This is a genomic window from uncultured Lutibacter sp., from assembly GCF_947495725.1.
In the GTDB taxonomy this organism is placed as follows: Bacteria; Bacteroidota; Bacteroidia; order Flavobacteriales; family Flavobacteriaceae; genus Lutibacter.
Genome location: NZ_CANLZZ010000002.1, coordinates 509,102 through 530,865, shown reverse-complemented (window position 1 = coordinate 530,865; position 21,764 = coordinate 509,102). Strand labels below are relative to the sequence as shown.

The 21,764-nt window shown below is 30.8% G+C and carries 17 protein-coding genes; 3 read left to right on the top strand and 14 right to left on the bottom strand.

Annotation, left to right across the window (positions count from 1 at the left end):
- Positions 1-8 precede the first annotated feature (8 nt).
- From Q0776_RS05865 to Q0776_RS05825, 9 genes are all read right to left on the bottom strand, one after another.
- Positions 9-2,279, bottom strand: a complete 2,271-nt coding sequence (locus Q0776_RS05865; protein ID WP_298365935.1) for a glycoside hydrolase family 3 N-terminal domain-containing protein — start codon at positions 2,277-2,279, stop codon at positions 9-11.
- Between the two features lie 27 nt (positions 2,280-2,306).
- On the bottom strand, positions 2,307-3,656 hold the full coding sequence (locus tag Q0776_RS05860; RefSeq protein WP_298365934.1) for a family 43 glycosylhydrolase: 1,350 nt from the start codon (positions 3,654-3,656) through the stop codon (positions 2,307-2,309).
- A 209-nt stretch (positions 3,657-3,865) separates the two neighbouring features.
- Entirely contained in the window at positions 3,866-7,393 is a 3,528-nt protein-coding gene (locus Q0776_RS05855) for a sulfatase-like hydrolase/transferase (RefSeq protein WP_298365931.1), read from the bottom strand.
- A 230-nt stretch (positions 7,394-7,623) separates the two neighbouring features.
- The gene (locus tag Q0776_RS05850) at positions 7,624-8,307 is read right to left on the bottom strand and encodes an ATPase (protein ID WP_298365929.1); all 684 of its coding nucleotides are present in this window, start codon (positions 8,305-8,307) and stop codon (positions 7,624-7,626) included.
- Between the two features lie 248 nt (positions 8,308-8,555).
- A complete protein-coding gene (locus Q0776_RS05845; protein WP_298365927.1) occupies positions 8,556-9,215 on the bottom strand; it encodes a hypothetical protein in 660 nt (219 codons plus the stop codon).
- 148 nt (positions 9,216-9,363) lie between these two features.
- A complete protein-coding gene (locus Q0776_RS05840) occupies positions 9,364-9,642 on the bottom strand; it encodes a helix-turn-helix domain-containing protein (RefSeq protein WP_298365925.1) in 279 nt (92 codons plus the stop codon).
- A 230-nt stretch (positions 9,643-9,872) separates the two neighbouring features.
- The gene (locus Q0776_RS05835) at positions 9,873-10,715 is read right to left on the bottom strand and encodes an RteC domain-containing protein (RefSeq protein WP_298365924.1); all 843 of its coding nucleotides are present in this window, start codon (positions 10,713-10,715) and stop codon (positions 9,873-9,875) included.
- Between the two features lie 198 nt (positions 10,716-10,913).
- Positions 10,914-12,167, bottom strand: coding sequence for a site-specific integrase (locus tag Q0776_RS05830; protein ID WP_298365922.1), 1,254 nt, complete (start codon positions 12,165-12,167; stop codon positions 10,914-10,916).
- Between the two features lie 424 nt (positions 12,168-12,591).
- On the bottom strand, positions 12,592-12,795 hold the full coding sequence (locus Q0776_RS05825; RefSeq protein WP_090120032.1) for a hypothetical protein: 204 nt from the start codon (positions 12,793-12,795) through the stop codon (positions 12,592-12,594).
- A gap of 159 nt (positions 12,796-12,954) precedes the next feature.
- Here Q0776_RS05825 and Q0776_RS05820 point away from each other — a divergent pair, with 159 nt between their 5' ends.
- The 3 genes from Q0776_RS05820 to Q0776_RS05810 are packed head-to-tail and all read left to right on the top strand — an operon-like array spanning position 12,955 to position 14,348.
- Positions 12,955-13,710: a hypothetical protein gene (locus Q0776_RS05820; RefSeq protein ID WP_240241926.1), complete on the top strand. Its 756-nt coding sequence runs from the start codon at positions 12,955-12,957 to the stop codon at positions 13,708-13,710.
- The gene (locus tag Q0776_RS05815; RefSeq protein ID WP_240241927.1) at positions 13,710-14,105 is read left to right on the top strand and encodes a DUF5675 family protein; all 396 of its coding nucleotides are present in this window, start codon (positions 13,710-13,712) and stop codon (positions 14,103-14,105) included. The genes Q0776_RS05820 and Q0776_RS05815 overlap by 1 nt, the downstream gene beginning before the upstream one ends.
- Before the next feature lie 3 nt (positions 14,106-14,108).
- Positions 14,109-14,348 carry a hypothetical protein gene (locus Q0776_RS05810; protein ID WP_090124686.1) on the top strand — a complete coding sequence of 80 codons (240 nt, stop codon included), beginning with the start codon at positions 14,109-14,111 and terminating at the stop codon, positions 14,346-14,348.
- Positions 14,349-14,714: 366 nt separating this feature from the next.
- Here the strand turns inward: Q0776_RS05810 and Q0776_RS05805 are convergent, their stop codons facing one another.
- From Q0776_RS05805 to Q0776_RS05785, 5 genes are all read right to left on the bottom strand, one after another.
- Positions 14,715-17,057 (bottom strand): AAA family ATPase, encoded by a 2,343-nt coding sequence (locus Q0776_RS05805; RefSeq protein ID WP_240241928.1) that lies wholly within the window; start codon positions 17,055-17,057, stop codon positions 14,715-14,717.
- A 201-nt stretch (positions 17,058-17,258) separates the two neighbouring features.
- Complete coding sequence (locus Q0776_RS05800; protein WP_240241929.1) at positions 17,259-17,621, bottom strand: DUF2493 domain-containing protein; 363 nt, start codon at positions 17,619-17,621, stop codon at positions 17,259-17,261.
- Positions 17,622-17,685: 64 nt separating this feature from the next.
- Positions 17,686-18,090: a hypothetical protein gene (locus Q0776_RS05795; RefSeq protein ID WP_090120369.1), complete on the bottom strand. Its 405-nt coding sequence runs from the start codon at positions 18,088-18,090 to the stop codon at positions 17,686-17,688.
- A gap of 1,603 nt (positions 18,091-19,693) precedes the next feature.
- Positions 19,694-19,957 carry a heavy metal-binding domain-containing protein gene (locus tag Q0776_RS05790; RefSeq protein WP_090120026.1) on the bottom strand — a complete coding sequence of 88 codons (264 nt, stop codon included), beginning with the start codon at positions 19,955-19,957 and terminating at the stop codon, positions 19,694-19,696.
- A gap of 36 nt (positions 19,958-19,993) precedes the next feature.
- Positions 19,994-21,760, bottom strand: coding sequence for an efflux RND transporter periplasmic adaptor subunit (locus Q0776_RS05785; RefSeq protein ID WP_090120025.1), 1,767 nt, complete (start codon positions 21,758-21,760; stop codon positions 19,994-19,996).
- Positions 21,761-21,764: the final 4 nt, after the last annotated feature.

The following is a 21,764-nucleotide window of genomic DNA, read 5'->3' as shown; positions in this document are numbered from 1 at the left end:
TTTTTAATTTATTTTTTTAGTTTAAATGTTGTTTCCAAATACTCTTGAGATGATGTTCCAATTTTCACTGTATAATCACCTGCTTCTAATACTTTATTCATTTTAACACCAGTAAACTCTAACATTTTTGGTGTAATTTTAAATGAAACAGTTTTACTTTCTCCTGAATCTAATTCAATCTTTTCAAAACCTTTTAATTCTTTATCTGGTCTTGTTACAGAACCAATTTCATCTTTTATATACATTTGAACCACTTCTTTCGCCTTAAATTTTCCTTGGTTAGTTACCGTTACGCTAACTTCTATTTCGGTATCTGGTGTAATTTCGGGGTTTGATATTTTTATATCTGAATATTCAAAATCTCCATAACTCAACCCGTGCCCAAAAGGATAAAGTGGCCCTTTACCTAGAAATAAGTATTCTTTTTTGTAGTTAATTTCTTTCATACTATAATGGTATGGAAGTTGACCAATAGATCTTGGAATGGTTACTGGAGATTTACCTGAAGGTGATACTTCTCCAAAAATAATTCTAGCAGTAGATTCATCACCAAATTCACTTAAATCCCAAGTATCTAAAATAGCATCTGCTTTTTCTGCAATTGTATTTATTGATAGTGTTCGTCTATGTTTTAAAACAACAATTACTTTTTTACCTAAGGCTGTAATTTTTTCAACCAATTCATCTTGTGCACCAACTGGTTCAATAGTTGCTCTATCGCCTAAGGCATGGTTAAAAAAGGCTTCCTTTGATGTATGCTCATCACCTCCCAGAAATAGGATAGACACATCGGCTCTTTTTGCCATATCAACCATTTTTGCAATGGCCTTTGGATCTTTTTCTAACAAATTTGGAGTTCCTTTTTTCTCATCAGTTAATTGAAATCCTTTTTCTGATTCAAACTTTACTTTATTTCCAACAACTGATTCGAACATTTCTCTTGTATTCATTTTAACTAATGGTCCTAAAAGAGCTACTTTAAGTGATTTGTTTTTATTTAACGGAAGTGTTTTATTATCATTTTTTAATAAAATCACAGATTCTAAATCTGATTCTTTTGCTAATGCTAATGAAGATTCTGAACGAACACCTTTTTTAACTTCTTCAATATCTTGATATGGATTATCAAACAACCCTAAAATGAATTTAGTTCTTAAAACTCGCCTTACTGATCTATCAATTAACTTTTCTAATTCCGGGTTTTTCTCAACCATCTTTGGAAGATATGCGTAAGAATCTTCAGCATACAAATCAATATCAATCCCTGCTTCTAATCCCATTTTTGCGGCAGCTTCAGGTGATTCTGCTACATTCATAAAGTAAAATAAACGTGCAATATCATTTGAATCTGAAACCACATAACCTTCAAACCCCCAATCATCACGCAATACTCCTGTAAGTAATTCAGGATTTCCATGACTTGCAATACCATTTAAATCACCATGTGAAGCCATAATTCCTAAAGTTTTCGCCTCTTTTATAGCTGCTTCAAATGGTGGATAAATCTCATCAATTAAAGTTCTTTCAGATATTTCAATAGCTGCAAAGTTAGAGCCACCTAACACTTGTCCATAGCCAGCAAAATGCTTTGCAACTGCACCAATGTGCGTTCCGTTCCCTAACCCTTCATAGTTACCTTGCACACCTATTATTGCATTTTTAACCATTTGAGTAGTTAAATATGTATCTTCTCCAAAAGCTTCACTCATTCGCCCAAAACGTGGATCACGAACAATATCTGCTTCAGGCGAATGACACATGTGCATTCCTCTTAATCTTGCTTCTCTTCCAACAATATCCCATTGTCTTCTCACTAATTCTGGATTAAATGATGCTGCCGACGTCATTGGTCTTCCAAATTTTGTACAACCTTCTGCATCAACTCCGTTATAAGATTCTGTAACAAACAATGCAGGGATTCCCCATCTATTGTTTTCTATAATATATTTTTGAAGTTCGTTATTCAATTTTGCTGCGGTAACTGCATCAATATGTTCCCCAGGATTTTTAATTCCAGCAATACCTAATTTCAATTTTTTTATTACTCTTTCTGATAGCTTTAATTTTCCATTTTCATCAGATTTCACACCAATATTTGCGTGAAAAATTCGCATTTGTGCTACTTTTTCTTCAAGAGATAACTTTGGAAGCAATGCTTCTACACGTTCATCTATTGTAAGAGATGCATCTTTATAATCTTTTGATGTTGATGACGATTCATTACAAGCGCTAAACATAATGCTTAACACCGTGAAAGATAAGATTAGTAATTTCTTCATTGTTTAATTATTTACTTTTGTTTTATTCTATTTTGAAAATACAAATGAATCCATTTGTAGTGATTTATTATTTAGTTGTTCTATTAAAAAATAGAGGTTTTCTTTGTTATCCAATGACGACAAATTGATTTCGATATTTTGAAGGTAAATTGTTGTTTCTTGTAACTTCAATGTTTTTTCACCTATCAACTCTCCTTTTAAGCTATCTTTTCGAATTTCAACAGAAAAATTTCCACCTTTAGGTGCACGAATATTTAGATTTAATTTAGAATATTCTTCTAAACCTTTTATATTAGGATAGTTTAAATAGCTTTTATTTGCTGAAGTTTCTACTACAAAGTCATTCTCAAATTCTTTTTTAATTAGACCATCTGCCTTAAAATAGTTTTCTGTCTGAATACTTTCCGAAGCAACATAATTTCCTACTCCAACACCATCAACTCTAATTGTTGCCATTTCACCATTTTCTTTATAGTGAATATAACTTATAAAGGCATCTCTAAAATAGCGATTACCTGTTTGACTCATATCGCAATAGGTATAATACCATTGATTATGCCATTGAAAAAATGATCCATGACGCCCTTGTAAAAATCCATTTGGCCAAGTTGGCGCATCGTATCCTTCGGCAAAACTTTCCTTTTTTATAACTGAATCTTTATAATCATACGGACCGTATAGATTATCAGACATTGCGTAAAAACAACCCCAAGATAAATAATATTTATCGTTGTATTTATGAACAAAAGGTTTATCATCTGTTGGTTTTTCTAAGTTTTCACCATCAGGATTGTATGGACCTCTTGGATTATTTATAATTAATTTTCTAGGCTCTTCTGCAAGACTTATCATGTCATAATTTAACTTTGCTATATAATAATCCCATACACCAAAAATTATATAATGCTCACCATTTTCTTCAAAAATAGCCATATCATATTCATCAGTCGGTGTTAAATTTGAAGGTAACAATGGCTTACCTAAAGGCTCAGTCCAAGGGCCTATAGGAGAATTTCCAACTACAACACCAGTTTGTTGATTTTTTTCTGAAAAATACCAATAGAATTTACCGTCTTTTTCGCCAACATCGGTTGCCCAACAACCTTGAAAATTACCACCTATATAGGTGTCTTTTGGGTCTAAAACACTACGTTTTGTCCAGTTCACTAAATCTGGAGAAGACCAAATCCACCAATCTTCCATAATAAATGCCTTATCATCAGGTGATCTGTCGTGAGATGCATATACATAGGCTGTATCATTAAAAATATGAATATGAGGATCATTCAACCCTTTATTTGGAACAATAGGGTTTTGAGCAAATACAGCTATCAGTGTATTTAACAAAAACAATGTATTTACAATCCTTTTATTCATAAATTTAGCATAATCATTGATAAAGATATTATTTGCCCAAGTAAAGCTTATCCTGTACTATGTGGTAAAACGCCTTTTATTTAAAAAACACATTATTTTCAGGTTTAAAAAGCATTAAAAACACAGAACAAAAAGTGACATTTTTTTATACTAAAAACCCATTAGTTTTTAATAAAAACTAATGGGTTAATTACACTTATATGTTTTATTTAAAATGAATTAATAACCAGTTTAATTGTATGTTTACCTGGTTCTAATCTAACCATATCAAATGCTGAAGGTACTTTTTTTCCGTTATGAATAAGGTTTTTTCCATCTAAAGAATTTAAAGAAAACTCTGCAACCATATTTGCTGGAATCTCAAATTCATAAGTTTGTAATCTAGCTCCGTTAAATTTATAACTTGCTTTTATAGTTCCTAAAACAGTTGGAACTTCAATTTTACTAGACTTTAATTTACTCATTTGAGGTTTAATAGTTGCTATACTAAATCCAGGTGTTTTTGGTTTTATTCCCCATAAACCTCTAGGTATTGTATTTGCAGGTACGGCACCCCAAGCGTGATTCCAATCTAAATTGTTTTTATATTCTAAATCCCAAGCTTCTAAAGTTATGGTAGAACCTACACGAATCATGTTATACCAACTTCTTTTATCCTTACTTGTCATTAATTTTAAAGCATAATCAGCTTCTCCTGCGTTGTATAAACCATCCATTAAAAATTGAGCTCCATAAACACTACAAGCCATTCCTCTAGATTTTACAAAATCAACAACCGATTGAAAATGTTCTTCAGGAACCAATCCAAAAGCCAATGGCATCATATTAGCGTGCAAAGAGGCGTGGTCTGTGCCAATACCATCAACATAAATACCACGTTCTTCATCAAACATTTGCTCATTTACAGCTTTCTTAGCTTTAGCTGCTCTTAATTCAAAGTCTAATACTTCTTGTGTTTTACCAAGAATCTTAGCGAATTTAGCCATAATTTTCATGTTCTCATAAAAGAACGCATTAATAACCGTACTGTAAGGTTTAAATACAAAACCATCACGCTCTCCTTTTGTTTTACTTCCATTAAAATTAGCTGATGGCCAATCTACAATATCAGTTAATGGTTTTTTATAACCATTAGGAAAACCTAATTTACGCATAAATTCAGCATCAACTTTTGTTGAAGTAATTAAACCATCTTCGTTAGATAATTCGTATAATGATTTATGTTTTAACGCTTCATAATAACGTTCAATAAGCTCAGTATTTCCTGTATACATATAATCTGCATATATTAATAAAGGAACATGTTGTTGCCATTCTGTTGGCCAAGTTGGATGCTGCATAAAATACTCTATAGTTCGTCTTGCCATAGCATATTCTCTATCCGTAGTATAATGACTTAACTGATTTAAATAAGCATCTGCTTCATAGGGAATTCGCTCTCTATCACCATCAACATATAAACCGTTAAAAGTTGTTGCTTTTATTGAGTATTTACATAAATCCCAAACTTGATTTAAAATATCATTGTTACTTTCAAAGCTACTAGCTTTTTCATCCCAATACGTATGATATGCTAATTGTTCAAAGTTTTCAGCAGAAATAGATTCTTGAGCACCTTCAACTTCAGCATATCTAAATGGCATTAACGGAGGAAATCCTTCTGGTAATGGAATTGCTTTATTTGGTCTTGTATTTCTTTCATCAGTTTGAACAGGAATTCTATACGTTGTTTGTCCTGGTTTGACATCAACTTTTAACTCTTGATAACGAATATTGCTTTTTTTAGCAGGTGTTCTATTTATATTTTTACCTTCTAATTGTTCTCCAATACGTATTGTTAAAGTATGTGGTTTTTTTGCATTGTACGTAAAGTCTATAGTCGCAAAAGCAGCTTTTCCAAAGTCCATAAAATAGAAATCTCCTATATTTTCAAACTTCACAGGTTTAATTTTACTGATAACAAATTTATTTTCAGTAGAAATTATATAACTATCACTTTTTCCTGTAGTAAATTTTTGAGCCTCAGAATAATCTACCAACCTATTTTCTTCATCCCAAATTCTAACTTTCCAATAGTAGGTTTTACCAACTTCTAAAGGATTTTTTCCTGCATATTCAACATTTGTAGAAACATTAGAACTTACACGTTTACTATCCCAAACATCACCATTATTTGCGTCAATAATTTCTTTTGAAGAAGCCAGTAATAATTGATATGCTGATTGAAATTTAGCTTCATTTGAAACTGTCCATCCAAACTCAGGATTTAAGTCGAAGATTTCAACATCAGTCTCTGGTTCTCTAATCAATTCAACTGTTAAATCTGTAGGTGCAGCTCTAAATTTATCGCTATTTCTTTTAATTAACTCGTCGCATTTTAATCTTAATTCCTCTGCTATTTTTTGATATTTTTTCTTACCAATAAGATTTTTTGTTTCTAAAGGATCTTTTTTCAAATTATATAACTCTTCAATAGATTTATCGTTTACATATCTAAAGTATTTCCATTCTGAAGTACGAACTCCTTCACTTGGAGGAATTTCACTAAAATCCCAAATATGTTCAATAAGAATTGTATCTCTTTCAATTGAAGTTTTTTCTTTTTTAACTATAGGCATTAAACTTTTTCCTTGCCAAGAGTCTGGTGTTTTTACACCTGCAATATCAGCTATTGTAGAAGGAATATCAATATTTAAAGCCATATCATCAATATCCTGATGCTTATTAACTCTTGGATCAAAAACAATTAATGGTACACGAATAGAATTATCGTACATTAACCATTTACCTGCCAATTGACGCTCTCCTAAAAAGTATCCGTTATCACCCATTACGATAATAACGGTGTTTTTATCTAAACCTTTTTCTTTTAATTTTTCACGTATTTTAGCTATCTCTAAGTCAATACCAGCAATCATACGGTAATATCCTTTTAAACTATGTTGGTATTTTTCAGGTGTATCATAACGCCATGTCCAACGCAACCTGTTAAACCCTCTTTTAACAATTTCAGGCTGAGCTTCAAAATATTTATCATCAGTAAGTTCTGGTCCAGGAATTGTTGTATCTTCTAGTAAATTATTGGTTGTATTTTGCCAAAAATATTGTTCTTCCGCACCATCGTGCGCGTGAGGAGCACTAAAACTTAATGACAACAAGAAAGGTTGATCACTTGAAGTTTTATCGATAAAATCTAATGCTTTTTGTCCAGTATACCTTGTTAAATGTACAGTATCATTATCTATAGTTTTATAATAATATCCTCGCTTGTCTTTATACCTATTATTCCTGTCGTAATCTTCATATTCATCAAACTGACTTTCTAAATCGTCATATTTGACACCAAACTTACCATAAAAACCAGTATAATAACCGTTATTTTTAAGTAAAATTGGATAAGCATTATCCATATACTCATCTCTTATATTTCCCGTTTGAAAATTATAATTATGTGAACGTTCGTGTAAACCGGTCCAAAGGGTTGCTCTACTAGCCGCACAAATAGGTGTAGTAACAATAGCATTGTTAAAATAAGTTCCTGATTTTGCCAAATCATCCATTACTGGTGTCTCAACGTACTCATTACCTGCATAACCAATGGCATCAAATCGCTGATCATCCGTTAAAATAAAAATGATATTTGGTTTTTTCTTTTCTTCATGTTTTTCTTGAGAGCATACATTTTTAAAACAAGCTAATGATAAAAGAACTCCAAACAGTAAATGAGATTTTCGCATAAAATAATTAATTATTATTTATAATAAAGCGATTACATATTTACTAAATAACCGCTATTCAACAATATTCTGAACAATAATTCTAGACCAAAATGAACGCTTCTTTAAAACTAAATGTTTGACAAAGAGTTTTTATATTAATCTATCTTATTAATAGTACAACAAATTACATAATTATATTTCAACAAACTATCTTGTACAATCCTGAAGTTCATTTTTTTTCTTTTGATTCAATTCCTTTTATCTATTGAATTTTCATCAAAACTAATCAGGTTAAACATTGCTCTAATGCGACTACGAACTCTATTTCCATATCTTTTTTCTATTTCTTCAGCGTTGAGGTTTGTCGTAATATGGGTTATGCTTCGACTCATCTCAGCTACCGATTTATTGTTACCTACAAATAAATCATATCGGGAAAGCAAGATTTCCCCAAGAACATTGCATTCTTTTGCATAATGTGATCCTTTTGGTTCTACGCCTAAATCGTCAAAACAAAAGCTCTTTGCTTGGCTGTATTTTTCTAGCACTTCAAATCCAGATGCATTGAAATTAAAAACGATATTTCGTGTTGGAATGATTTCATAATTGACTTTATGTGGTGCTAGGTGTAGTAATAATTTCATTAAAGATGTTTTTCCGCACCCTACTGGACCTGATAATAATATTCCTTTGCTAGTGTCAATTCCCAATTTTGAACAGCTGTAATGGTCTTGAATGAAGTAACAGCATAGTTTAAAAAGCAAGGCCTCATCTTCTTTGTAGATTTTGAAGTTTTTTCCAAATAATAAATGGCCTTTGATATTGAGGTAGGTTTTTATTTTTTCGTAATCGTAGTGGATTGTGTTGTTTTTAATTTCTCCGATTTGGAATTTGGAGGTTCCTTCTGTTTTAATGTGTGGTGTTGGGTTCATAGTTTTTTTATTGCTTGATAGTTGTGAATTTGGCTTAGGGACTGATCTCTAAATTTTAGAATCTTTGATTTTCTTTTCATTTTGCCTTGATGCAAAACGAAACAAAAAATCAAGACTTGGATTTTCAGCGATCAAATTAGTTTTCAAATCCTAAAAGAAATGAACTCGCTGTGCTCAAACAGCATTTCTTTTTACGGATACTTCTAACATTTGACACTCGCTTCCAAATCCTAGATCGGTTTAATTTGTTAGAGTGGCTCATCGTATCTTTTGTTTTGGTTGACGTGGAGGTTGTCTTGAAAATGGTCAAGTGGTAAATCATAGCTTGAATTGTTTGTTCTTTTCGGCTTGCTTCGAGATGAAAATTTCATTTCTTCAGCTTTTAGCATCCAACTTTTGGCTGTTGCTTTCCAATCGACAATTTTTGATTTTCCTCCAACCTTCCATCCAATTCCCTGGTAGTGATTGAAAAATTTTTCAGCTTCCAATTCAGGGTAATTTTCTTTTTTAAAAAAATCTAAAATCAATTTTTCTTTTGCGATTGCCTCTAGTTTAATAAAGTTTATATTATGTTTATTAATGTTTATATTAGATACCGAAGCTTGTCCGTTTTTGGGATAGTCTAAATCCATACCTAGCTTTTCACTTGTTCCAAATTGAAACAACTTTACTCTACTACCTTTAAATGGGTTGTGAGATGGGCTGTAAACAATGTATTTCCAATGGCTTAGCTCTTTAACACAGCGATGGTATGTAGATTTTGAACCTATTTTGGATTGACTCATAACTTCTTCACGATTTATGAAGAAATCTTTTGGAAATCGATTGTAATTCCAAATATAAAATAAGGCAAAATATAAGCTTATATGGGTTGGGTTTAAGCGGCTATCATTTGAAATCTGTTTCATTATAGCGTTGAGGTGTTTGATGTAGTTCATGTCTCTTAAAATTAGGGTGTTGGCATTTACACAGCGTATTTAAAACTTAAATACTGTGTGATTTCAACTTTATGTAAAATTTAAAAGCCCTTGAAGAGTATTTCAAGGGCTGTTGTAGTTAATCGTTGTTATTAACTATGTTTTCTTCTAGAACCTGCATTATTTTTTCATAATCGTAATAAATGATTCCGCCTATTTTGGCATAGGGTAACGTACCATTTATTCTGAGATTTTGAAGTGTTCCTGTAGATAAGCCAAGTAGCTTTCTTACTTCTGGAGATTTTATCCATTTTTTGGTTGTTGCTCTGGGTTTATCTCCAATTAAATTTTTAATGTCGCTCAGTAAATCGTCTTTGAATTCAACTAAGTCTTCAGGTGTAATAATTTTTGCTGCCATTTTTTGCAATTTTGTAATTAATAATTGAGAAAGTATCTTTTTGTATCTCTTTCATTTTACAAATATGTGAAGTATAACTCACTAAAAATCACAAGCTGGGGCGTTTTTTTTGTAACATTTTTCTTGATATTGTTTGAGTTTATTTGGTGTTCTAAAAATGGATAAATCAATTTAAAATCTCAAAACAGGGCAAAATTTATTCTTAATTTTTTTCACCCAACTTGGGTGTTTTATTGATCAAATTTTAGTATACGATTCATTAAACCCCTCTTTAAATTGTCGAGAAACTTCGTGTTATTTTTCTTTCTCATTTTTATTTCTAGGAAAGCTCTATAGTAATCACCAAGATCAATATTAAAAATAGTTTCAAAACCAGAGGCAATTTTCTTGATATCTGCGTTTCCGTTATTGAAAACCTTTAAACTATCTAAGGCATATATAAGTTCGATCAATGCAATTTTACTCAGGGTCCATTTTAAATTTGATTTTACAACAGATGAACCCACTTCTAAATTATTTTGAAATGACAATTTTTCAATTTCATCTTGGCAATATTTAATGAGTAATTCATATCCTATGAATTTTGCAAAAGTGGAGTCAAGATTTGTTGAGAATTGATCATCAAGATATGAGCCAGAACAATCAAATTGAATTAGAATGCTTTTATTTTTTCGAAGGAAATACTGGGTATCGAAATATGTTTTATTTCCTCTGAAATATTTATAAAATAAGTGGTTCTTATTAAAGTATTCCTGATTTTTACAAATTTCAGATTCAAAATATTCCTTTTGAATCTCTACACCGCTTAAAGGTCTTTTACTTTCAATTTGAAAGAGTTTGGCGTAATAAATGAATTTTGAAACAATAGTTGGTTTTACTTTCTTAAAAAAAGTTATCTCATCTTCTTCACAAATAAACTCTTCTGATATAACGCTATTTCTTAATTGATTCAAATAATTCGGGATTAATTTAGTACAGCTTTCAAATTTATCTATGCTATTTGTATTTTTTAACTCAATTTTTTTTAATTCTTTTTCTAAATCACTTATGATTTTAACGTATCCTTTTTTCACAATTATTTTCTAGTGGGGTTATTTTTTTAAATAAATAGCAAAAAACTCCTAAAAGAGCATGTCTTGTAAGAATATAGCAATCAATTGAGAAGTTTAGCAACTTATTATTTAACAAAATAGCATAAAATATATTTAATATGAAAACAATTAAATAAAAAATTATGGTTCAAATTGCATTATGATAAAAGGTTTTAGGTTTTAAACTGATTTTTTATCTTGAGTTGAATTTTTAGTACCCAATGAATTCAATTTTTCTTTTAAAAGAGCCATATCATCGCTGACCTTTCTGTCTAAAATTTTGGCATAATGCTGTGTAGTTTTTAAAGATTTGTGCCCTAACATTTTACTAACAGATTCAATAGGGACTCCATTAGTTAGTGTGACAGTAGTAGCGAACGTATGTCTAGCCAAGTGAAAGGTTAGATTTTTTGAAATTCCACATACATCAGCAATTTCTTTTAAGTAAGCATTCATTTTTTGGTTACTTAATACTGGGAGTAGTTTTGGAAAATCTTTGATCTCTTTATGATTTACGTATTTTTCGATGATAGCTATAGATACAGGAAGTAGTGGAATATTACTTACAGTATTGGTTTTGGTTCTTTTTGTGTTTATCCATTTATTTCCATCAATACCTATTACAATACTATTTTTTGTTAACTTTTTAACATCGGCATACGCTAACCCAGTAAAGCAACTAAATAAAAAAATATCTTTTACCTGGTCTAACCGTGGTAACTTAAATTCTTTTTTAACTAACTCTTGAATTTCATCCTCACTTAAGTATTCTCGTACTACAGTTTTTAACCTTGCTTTCCAATTGAAAAATGGATCTTTGGTTATCCAATCGTTGGCATAGGCAATTCTAATTATTTTCTTGAAATTAGTGATGTATTTAATTGCTGTATTGTGTGCGCAATTTCTTTCTGTTTTCAAATAATATTCAAAACCTGTAATAAATTTATGGTCCACATCATTTACAGGGATATCATTTAAGTTATATTCATATTTGATATATTCCTCTACATGTGATTTGGCCGTTCTATAACGTAAAACAGTCCCTGCTGCAAAATCTTTCCCTACTAATTTCTCAATCTGATTGTTATGATCTTGGAAAATTTTTAATAGCATTTTTAGATTCTGACCTTTCCCTAAGTATATGTCTCTAATTTGTACAGCTGAAAAGATTTTTTCTTTATCAATAAGATGTTGATGAATTTTATTTATTTTATTTGAAATCAAATCGATATACTGATTTATCTCTTGCGCTTCTTTAGAATACCCCTTTACCCTATTCAAGTTGGAGTTCCACTTATCAATATGAATTTTTCTTTGAATACTGAATTCTGCACGGCGGCTGTTTACAGTAATTCTGAGATAAATATTGGCTTTGTTATTAATATCAACTTTAACTCTTTTGATATAAAATAATAGGGAAATTGAATTTTTCATAAATTTTCTTTTTAAATAGCATATAAATATACACAAAATAAATCAAAAAATATTCTGAACATCCAGTTTTTTCAATATCTACAGCGCTATTCGGGGTCATTTACGATTATTATTTTACTGACCCCGAATTAGCCCCTTTAAATCTGGTTTTTATTGGTTTAAAATGAAAATTAGACAAAATAAAAACCCCACAAACATAATGTCTATAGGGCTTTGTTACTTTTTGGTTGTTCTTTTGCAGAGAGGAAGGGATTCGAACCTTTGGAGATTTCTCTTTATTTATAAGGACTTCCCTACTCCATTAAATTTTTGTTGACCGATTTGTTGACCTAACCATTGATATCCATTGATTGGTTTTAACTCTCAATCTCACTAACAAATATACGATTTTAATACTACAAATAGCACCAAACAATGTCAAATACTATGATACTTTTCTCAAATAATCGTTTACAATTTCAAGCTTAATACCACTATATTCTGCAAATTCTTCTGAAGTAATGAATTGATGTTTTTGTTTTCCGAAATGTAATTTGATTGTATTCAATAATTTTCTTCCATAGCGTTCACTACGTCCAGTGATGCATTGAATGTCTTTTGGGTAAATACAAGCTCTTACTATCTTCATTTTAATACTCTATCTATACTTTATCCTACTAGTATTTATACTTTACCTATACACCCTTATTTGTTATAAAAAGGATGTTTTCGGAATGGATGGATTTCGGTTTTTTAATTCCTTTATAAAGATAGCTTCATTTGTTGAGAATTTAAAATTTATAACATTATGGCTAAACAAACCGGTATTATTAAATTAAAAGGAACCATTGGTGGAATTTCCTTTTACAAAACGAGTGATGGACACCTTGCTCGCGAAAAAGGTGGTGTTGACAAATCTAGAATTGCAAATGACCCTGCGTTTCAAAGAACGCGTGAAAATGGTTCTGAATTTGGAAGAGCAGGTAAAGGTGGTAAAGTTCTACGTAATGCAATTCGTATTCTTTTGCAAAATGCAAAAGACAAAAGAGTGGTTAGTAGATTAACTACTGACTTATTAAAAGTAGTTAAAACAGACACAACTAACGCTCGTGGATTGAGAACTATTCAAGATGGGGTTTTGAGTTCTTTGGAAGGATTCGAATTTAATTTGAATGGTAAACTTGGTTCTACGTTGTTTGCTCCATTTTCAACAACTTACGACAGAGCAAGTGGGGATATCTCTGTTGACTTGGCTGCTTTTGCTCCTGCTGTTAGAATTGCTGCTCCATCTGGAACAACACATTTTAAAGTAGTTACAGGAGCTGCTGAATTGGATTTTGAAAATGAAGCTTCTTCTTTTGAAAATGACGAAACTGCTATTTTACCTTATGACAGTGCAAATACAGCCGCTATTGGTTTAACAGTAACTGCACCTGCAAATTCTACTCATCCAGTATTCATTGTATTGGGAATTGAGTTTTATCAAGAGGTAAACGGACAAATGTATTCGTTGAAAAACGGAACCTACAATGCTTTATCAGTTGTAAAAATTGATACGGTATAATGGAATTGGTTTTACATAGAACCTATTTTGAAAAGGGCACGAATAGTGTCCTTTTCTTGAATTCTAAATTTCTAGGGTTTACTATTGAATTGCCCTGGAGAAAAAACCAAAAATCTGTTTCGTGTATTCCAGAAGGAACTTACGTATTAAAACCTCGATTTTCTGAAAAGTTTAAACATCATTTAATCCTTGAAAATGTAATTAATAGAAGCTTAATATTAATTCATCCTGCAAATGATGCTTTAAAAGAATTACGCGGTTGTATTGCTCCTGTAACCAATTTATCTGGTATTGGAAAAGGAACTACTTCAAAACTATTATTTCAAAAAATTGTATCGCTATGCTACCAAGCATTTGACCGAAAAGAAAAAGTAATCTTAACCATTAAATCATAACTTATGAAACTTAAAGAACGATATAAAAAACCGACTCCTCCATTTTTTAGAAAATTAAGAAACATTGGAATTGCATTGGCCACCGCAGGTGGTGTTATAATTGCAGCTCCAATTTCATTACCTGCTGCAGTAATTACAGTTGCCACTTATTTAACAGTTGCCGGAACAGTTGCTACGGCTGTAAGCCAAGCTGTTGTTTCTGATAAAAAGAAAGACAAGGATCTAGATTCTAAAATTGACTAACTCTTAAATTTAGCAATTGAAGTGGCAAACAATATTCAAATAAAGTCTGGGATTATTGGGGGGACTTTGCTATCCACTGTTTTAAATATTAGCTTAAACGATGTTATTTTCACCATTGTTATGGCTGTTATTGGTGCAGTGGTTAGTTTTTTTGTTTCTTATATTTTAAAACGATTATTTTCTAATAAATAAAAAGCCTAGTTAATTTTTTAACCAGGCTTTTTGATGCTTGAACGTTTTTTGGTATCTTTTGTTGAGTTGTTTAAGCTATAAATTTAGTAAATAATTAGCGACCAAGAAAATCCGATAGGATTTGTGTAAGTGTGCTAGAACCAAACAATAAAATATATCAGTTGTTGGCTAATGTTATTTTTCTAATGCAAATTTATCATTGAATCTATACGCAGGTTCTTTTAATACAGATTTTATATATTCCCTTTTTTTCTTAATTCGTGTCTCAATTTTAGATTTTATTGCCTTGTCAACGGATTTTTTTTCTATCATACCTAATTCGATTGCAAAGTCGGCTATTAAAGGTAGTATAGGGTGTGACATAAACTCTTCTCTTTCTATTAATTTTGAGAATTTTTCATCATCGTTTATGTTAGGTGTCATTAATGTAGTTGATATCATTAAACTTTTGAAATTATTTTCAAAATTATTGTCAAGTTTGAATATTTCGTCAAAACTTATATTTAACGTATTTTTTAATGTTATAGATTTAAAATTTTCATTAAACCAATGGTTAAGTGTACCTAATAGTAGAGGTAATGGCATTTTATAAAAAACACTAGCTTCATCTTCAGTCATCTTTTTTATATGATGATAAGATTTCATTATATTTTCTAATGATTTTAAAACAAGTTTCTTTCTTTCAATCGGTTTTGTTTGGTATAGTGCTTGAGACAAATAACCCATTCCACTTGAGTTAATGAACCAATCTCTTAAATCAACATTTGGTGACTGTTCAATTACATCATCTATCATTCCTTCTAACTCTTTTGAATGTCCTGCATAAAATATTGCAGTGTTTTGCCAAGCTACGTCATTAAACTTTGTTACTAACTTACTATAATGTGTCTCTCGTCTATGATGGTATATTTCAATTGATGCAAGAAATTCAATAAATGCTTGTTGTTTAAATCCAATAATATTATTGTCAGTTATATAAAGAAGTCCTGATTTTTCGATTATTTCAATTACGTCATTTTCAGTTTGACTTTCGTACGCTCTTTCAGTTAAAAATGAATTTACAAATACTTTGAAATCTTTTAAGGAAATCTCAAATACCCTATCATCTAACATTTTTAAAGCTAATGAAGTGAAAATTCTACGTTTTAAATTATAAATTAATAATTCTGTTTTATTATAAACTTCTAGTTTGCCTAGTAGAACATTAGTAAAGTCAGTATATATATCACTTAAAGTTGCTGGGATTTCAAAATTATTTTCGTCATATAACAATGAAATTAGAGATATCGTTAGTGGTGTAGTTGGTAACTTTGAGAGAATATCACTTTCTTTTAATATTTGAATAAATTTTTCAGCCCTACTAGTACCTTCAAAGAATTTCTCAATAAAAGATTCAATTTGTTTAATATTGAAATTGTGAATTTTTATTGATTTTATTGAATCGTTATAACTGATTTCACTTTTACTGTAAGTTATTACGAAATGTGTAGAATTTTTATCACAGTATTTTTTCAACTTTTCTTTTAATTCAGTTTTTTCAGAGCTTCTTAATAAATCAAAGTCATCAATAAATGGAATTATTTTGTAATTTTTGATAGTTTCTTCATCAAAAAACTGATTAGAATAATATTTAATAATATCGTGAATAGATTCCTCAAGGTTAAAACTATAATCTCTTAACTCTAAAGCTTTTAATTTTATCGGTATTTGCTGATTGTTGAAAATCGTTTGAGGATGTGACAATCTACAAGCTAAAGTATTTAATATTTTTGTTTTACCAACTCCTTGCTCTCCAGAAAGTAAAATGTTTGTGTCAATTTTTTCAAGTTTATCTATACTGAATTTTTTTGTTTTTAGATTTTTTTCTTTTGTTTTTTTGTCTTCCTCAATTTCATCTGTTGTCAGTTTAGGTTCTATAAAAATATCAAGAAGTTTTTGAAGTTTTTTATCATCGACTTTTTGAATACTTAAATCGCGAATACTAATCTCTTTTTGTAAATCGTTAATAAAATTTTTAGAAAATTCTTTTGCAAATGAATCACCTGGAAGCCAAAAATCTGAATAATTTTTATCGATTAATGGAATTAAATTCTCATTCCACCAAAAACTAAAATTGTTATATAAACTTAATTTAGGGCTTTCAGTAATTTGATATTGAGCTCCGTTAGTGAAATTTTCATTTGTAACAACAACAACTTTGTTAATCTTGATTTTATCACCATTAACTCCTTTGTAAGGATATTCGAAAGATTGGAGAATTTGATTTTTTATCATTTCAATTTCATTTGTTCCTCCTGCAATTCTTCCTTTTTTAACAACAAAAGCAAACCAATCATCACCAGTTATTGGGTGTTCTATTCTTGCTATAATATCTTTTCCTTGTTCTGGAAAACCATATCGATGAGTATGAATAACGTCTTTAAAATTACTTTTTATTAAAAAGTCGATTAAAAACTCCCGAAACTTATTTTCATTTTTAAAATCTTTTAGTTTTTCTTTTTTCGTTTGTGTTGTCATTAATTGAGTTTATGCGTTAGTCTTTTTTATTATTAGCCAACTAGTTATATCAAAACAAAACATCCGATTTAACACTCCATAGAAGTATTAAACAGTGAAATTTGTATTAAATAATGATACTAACAGTATTGCAATTTTTATTAGTATTTCAAATCTATAACAAGTAATTGAGTTATTTGGTGATAATTGTCAGAATTATTTTCAATTAGTATTATTATAAATTGTTCTAACTTTTAAACCTCTTGTTTTTGCTAATTCAATCATATTTTTAGTACCTCTACTTTTTCCATCCCAAAAGGCAATTAACGTATCTGCATATTCTGCCATTTGTTCGTTGCGTTTTGGTCCTGCAGCTCTTCTATATCTTTTCCAATTTGCAGGGAATCTAGTTATTTTATATCCTCGCTCTTTTGCGTATTGTTCTCCAAGTTTGTCGGCTCCTTTGTAATAAGCTCCAGACACAATTTCAATGTTGTTTTGATCTTGGAGAATGTTGTCACATTCGGTGCATAGTTTTTTGTAGTCGTTGAAGGTTCTGGTTCCTGCAATTATTAGTTTCATCATTCTAGTTATTGGTTTTTTGTTGTTGGTTTGAATTCCTGCCTACGCAGGAATGACAAGAAAAAATTCAAGACCTCAACAAGGCAATTTTTAATTTTGAAATCGCTTGCAATTGCAATTCTAGATTTTGCTCAAAGGCTGTAATTTTTTTAAGCTTTTCAACTTTTAGTTCCCATTGCTGCAGCTCGTAATTTTGTAAGGCTGTATTTATTACCGTTTTTGCATCTGAAATACAGATAAACGGAATAACACTACCTTTTAAATAGTAGCCAAAGAATTGACCTGTTTTAAGTGATAAACATAGGTAATACAAAGACTCCCGAGTTTCTTCTGAAGCGGTTGTGATTACAAAACAGTTTGGGCAAGGTTGCTCCATTGGCCTACCACTATTTAAACCTTTGTTTAAAATAAAAAAGTGTGGTTTGTTGTAGGTTCTTCCTTCCTGGTGTGTCTTGATTTCATAAGTTGACATAGTTCTCCATTTAAAATTATGCGCTTCGCGCACATAATTTTTTCAGAAAACAAAAGAAAAAAGATAGCCACAGCTAGGTTGTGTGGATATGACTGTCAAGGTTTTTTGTAAAAAACACTACCTAAATTGATAGTTGAAATCATTACTAAAAATATTGTGAGGTGGAGGTTTTTTTCAAAACCCAACGGGCTTGACCTTGAAAGGCAGAAAGCGGCTGGAGATGGTAACAACCGATATTTGCTATGTTTTTTATTTTTACTTTGAACCTAAATACTTGTTTTATGTAAGAGATATTTTGAAGTTGTTTTTTAAAAAACTAACTGCTATTGATTGGAATCAAAAATATGTTTTTAACTACATTGAATAAATGTTGAAGAATTTAGATAATTTGTAATTATGTTATTTGTAGTATCGTTTTATATAATGTTTTTAAGTTTCTTTTAGCAGGTAATCGCGAAGCATTAAAGCGAGCCGCAGCGAGTTGAACGAGGGTGTTGGAGCAAGAGTACGTTGCCATCGGCATAAGTACGTGCTACGACTACGTGGAACACGCAAGGTTGGCGGAGTTTTTGAAGCGGTTGGAAAAACAAGTGCAATTTATGTAGTGATATTAATTGTTAGTCATATTCATTTTGCCTTGATGCAAAACGAAACAAAAAATCAAGACTTCTTAAAATAGCTTTGAATACTACGCTACCTCACTTTCGACTCCAGGCCGCTTCGCTCTTTGGATTACTCATACGTTTCGATAACTTGTATTTCTACAGCTATTTTAATAGGTCGTTTTTGTGAGTGTATTTTAAATACTAAATAATTATTAATCCTATAAATTTAATGGAATACTTTGCTCTTGTGCGCGTTTGCAATATGTAATAAATCCGCTAAATACCTATCGATGCAGAATCAAATAAAATTGAAGAATACATTTATAAGATACCCACATTCGTGAGGACAGGCGGTTTATTTTATATGCAAAATGGATGCCTTCAAAAACTGTGACAACCTGATTAGCCCGAAGTGAGCAGCAGGCGAGCGAAAATAGTGTAATAGCGGTTTACCCCTAATAAAAATGCATTTATACCTTATTGGGTTTTAGGGGTAAAAGATAGCTATGCGTGAGTGATGCGTGGAATGTGTGAAGTAAAATAAATGAACTAGTGCTAAATGAGGACTGTGGACGAATTAGTGCTATTTATGGTATATGCAAGGTTTTAAAACTATATCTATACTTATAGTGATGAGATTCTGAAACAAGTTCAGAATGACGTACTTTTCTGGATTTACCTTGCAGATATATTTTATGTAACAAAATGGTGCGTATTGCGAACACCTTATTACCTGCACGAATGTTTCTATTTTGTTCTATTGTTACTTATGGAAACGGATTTGAAAAGCGCAAAGGCAAAAAGTAAGTGCTTTTTTCAAGCTCTTACTGTGCGGAATTGGAAGCTGTATTTTTGGTTTGTTGTGAACTTGACTAACTTTTAAAGATGAGATGCAAAACAAGTTCAGAATGACGTAAAGATTAAAAAAATACTGCTGTAGATGGGGTGTTTATTATTTTATGAAAAAGAGCCCCTTTTGAGGACTCTTTTTATAGTTTCTAATGATTATGACCCGAATGATCTTCATCATTATGTTTAGCGTGTTTCTCTACCTTTTTTAAATCCATTTTACAAACTGGACAATTTCCTTTCTCATCGTATGTTTTGCCTTTTTCACAATCCATAGGACATTGGTAAACTTCCATTGCCATTTCTTTTTTGGCTTCTGTTTTTACAGGCTCTTTATCTTTTTTTGTTTCTGTTTTGCAGCTTGTAGCTACGAATAAAGCTACTACAGTTATACTTAAAATTACTTTTTTCATTGTTTTAAAATTTAAAATATTAATAATTGTTTTAATTTATTCTATTACTTGTTTTACTTCACCACATTTAAGCATTGCATCTCCAAAATAAGGGTTAAGAACTTTTTCTTCTTTGCTTAACCAATATGCACCGTTATTGTTATCTGCCATTGGACAAAATTCTACATATACTATTTCGTTGATTCCAAATAGTTGAATTGCCTTGGTTAAATGAGAAGATAAATGCTTAAAATGGTCTCTTTGAACTTTTATATCATCAGTATTTGAAATAGCGATTGTTGAAGATTTAATTTCTTTTTCTACAGTCATCCAATGCTTATGTGCTTCGCCTTTTAGTAATTTCATATTTATTTTATGAATGCTTGAAATTAACTTTTTGGCACTGTTTGTAGCTTCTTTTGAATTGTCTTCTACCAATGCATCTTTAAGAATGATATAGTTCTCATACACTGTTTTTAATTGATTTTGAAATTCTTTTGGAGCTTCTAATCGTTTATTAATTTCATAATGTTCTGTAGCATCTGAAATGTTATTTTCCATACCAAGATGCCCTTCGTGACCTGTCATTGTAGTTCCGCCAGTTTTATTCATCATACTTTTTTTACCTTGTAGTTGGGCAGCAGCATCTATGGTAAACGTACCATTTGATACTATTTCATCACCATTATTTAGACCTTTTAAAACTTGATAATTTGTTCCAATTTGGTTCCCTAAAACAATTTCTTTCATTTCAAAAACAGGTTCGTTAGGATTGGTTTTTACATAAACTATAGACCTTTCACCAGTCCAAAGAACTGCCGATGCAGGTATCATTAGTATATCATTTGTATTTGATGTGGCATTATTTACTTTACCTTCAACAAACATTCCTGGCTTAAATTCATTGTTTTTATTTTTTAATACAACTCTTAAAGTTACCGTACGGGTTTTAGTATTTAAAACGGGGTCAATAAAACTTACTTTTCCTTTAAACTCTTTATTAGGGTATGCGTTAGAAGTTATCGTAATTTCTTCACCTATTTTAAATAAGCCTATCTGGTTTTCATACACATCGAAATTTGCCCAAACTGTACTTAAGTTTGATATTTTCAGCAAAGGTTGTCCTTGTTTTATTGCTGAACCTTGTTCAACCAATTTTTCAGATACGGTACCTGAAACTGTTGCATACACAGGGAAAAATTCTTTTGCTTTTCCAGAGGCTTCAATTTGGTTTATTTGATTATCTGATAGTTTCCAGAATTTTAATTTGTTACGAACGGCATTGTACAATTCTGGTTGAGATTCTTTTAATGAAATTGCAGTTAATAATTCTTGTTGAGCAGCATATAATTCAGGTGAATAGATAGTTGCTAATAATTGTCCTTTACGAATTTCTTCACCAGTAAAATTTACATTTAGTTTTTCAATTCTTCCAGAAAAATAACTGACTTGAATTGAATTAACTTCTTCGTTTACTGCAATTTTACCAGATAATTTAAGCACATTATCTTCAGCTAAATGCTTACCAACTTTTGTTGTTTGAATGTTGGCTAATGCCATTGCATTTTTTGTTAACTTGAATTGATCTGCAGACAAACCATCAGCACCTGCTTCGGCAGGAATTAAATCCATACCACAGATAGGACAGTCACCTGCTTCTGGTTGCATTATTTGTGGATGCATTGAACACGTCCACATTTGATTTGTTTCTGTTGTGCTAGTATGATTATGTTCTGTTTTATTTTTTGAAGAATCATTGAACAGGAACTTTCCCAGAAGAAGTCCAACAGCTAATATGCCTATATAAATTATATATTTTTTCATTTTT

What these genes read in the sequence shown, in the direction of transcription:
- Q0776_RS05825 (WP_090120032.1), bottom strand. Translation starts at nt 12,795, where the DNA reads ATGAAGATAGTAAGAGCTTGTATTTACCCAAAAGACATTCAATGCATC.
- Q0776_RS05850 (WP_298365929.1), bottom strand. Translation starts at nt 8,307, where the DNA reads ATGAACCCAACACCACACATTAAAACAGAAGGAACCTCCAAATTCCAA.
- Q0776_RS05800 (WP_240241929.1), bottom strand. Translation starts at nt 17,621, where the DNA reads ATGATGAAACTAATAATTGCAGGAACCAGAACCTTCAACGACTACAAA.
- Q0776_RS05785 (WP_090120025.1), bottom strand. Translation starts at nt 21,760, where the DNA reads ATGAAAAAATATATAATTTATATAGGCATATTAGCTGTTGGACTTCTT.
- Q0776_RS05815 (WP_240241927.1), top strand. Translation starts at nt 13,710, where the DNA reads ATGGAATTGGTTTTACATAGAACCTATTTTGAAAAGGGCACGAATAGT.
- Q0776_RS05790 (WP_090120026.1), bottom strand. Translation starts at nt 19,957, where the DNA reads ATGAAAAAAGTAATTTTAAGTATAACTGTAGTAGCTTTATTCGTAGCT.
- Q0776_RS05840 (WP_298365925.1), bottom strand. Translation starts at nt 9,642, where the DNA reads ATGGCAGCAAAAATTATTACACCTGAAGACTTAGTTGAATTCAAAGAC.
- Q0776_RS05845 (WP_298365927.1), bottom strand. Translation starts at nt 9,215, where the DNA reads ATGAAACAGATTTCAAATGATAGCCGCTTAAACCCAACCCATATAAGC.
- Q0776_RS05855 (WP_298365931.1), bottom strand. Translation starts at nt 7,393, where the DNA reads ATGCGAAAATCTCATTTACTGTTTGGAGTTCTTTTATCATTAGCTTGT.
- Q0776_RS05860 (WP_298365934.1), bottom strand. Translation starts at nt 3,656, where the DNA reads ATGAATAAAAGGATTGTAAATACATTGTTTTTGTTAAATACACTGATA.
- Q0776_RS05795 (WP_090120369.1), bottom strand. Translation starts at nt 18,090, where the DNA reads ATGTCAACTTATGAAATCAAGACACACCAGGAAGGAAGAACCTACAAC.
- Q0776_RS05820 (WP_240241926.1), top strand. Translation starts at nt 12,955, where the DNA reads ATGGCTAAACAAACCGGTATTATTAAATTAAAAGGAACCATTGGTGGA.
- Q0776_RS05830 (WP_298365922.1), bottom strand. Translation starts at nt 12,167, where the DNA reads ATGAAAAATTCAATTTCCCTATTATTTTATATCAAAAGAGTTAAAGTT.
- Q0776_RS05810 (WP_090124686.1), top strand. Translation starts at nt 14,109, where the DNA reads ATGAAACTTAAAGAACGATATAAAAAACCGACTCCTCCATTTTTTAGA.
- Q0776_RS05805 (WP_240241928.1), bottom strand. Translation starts at nt 17,057, where the DNA reads ATGACAACACAAACGAAAAAAGAAAAACTAAAAGATTTTAAAAATGAA.
- Q0776_RS05865 (WP_298365935.1), bottom strand. Translation starts at nt 2,279, where the DNA reads ATGAAGAAATTACTAATCTTATCTTTCACGGTGTTAAGCATTATGTTT.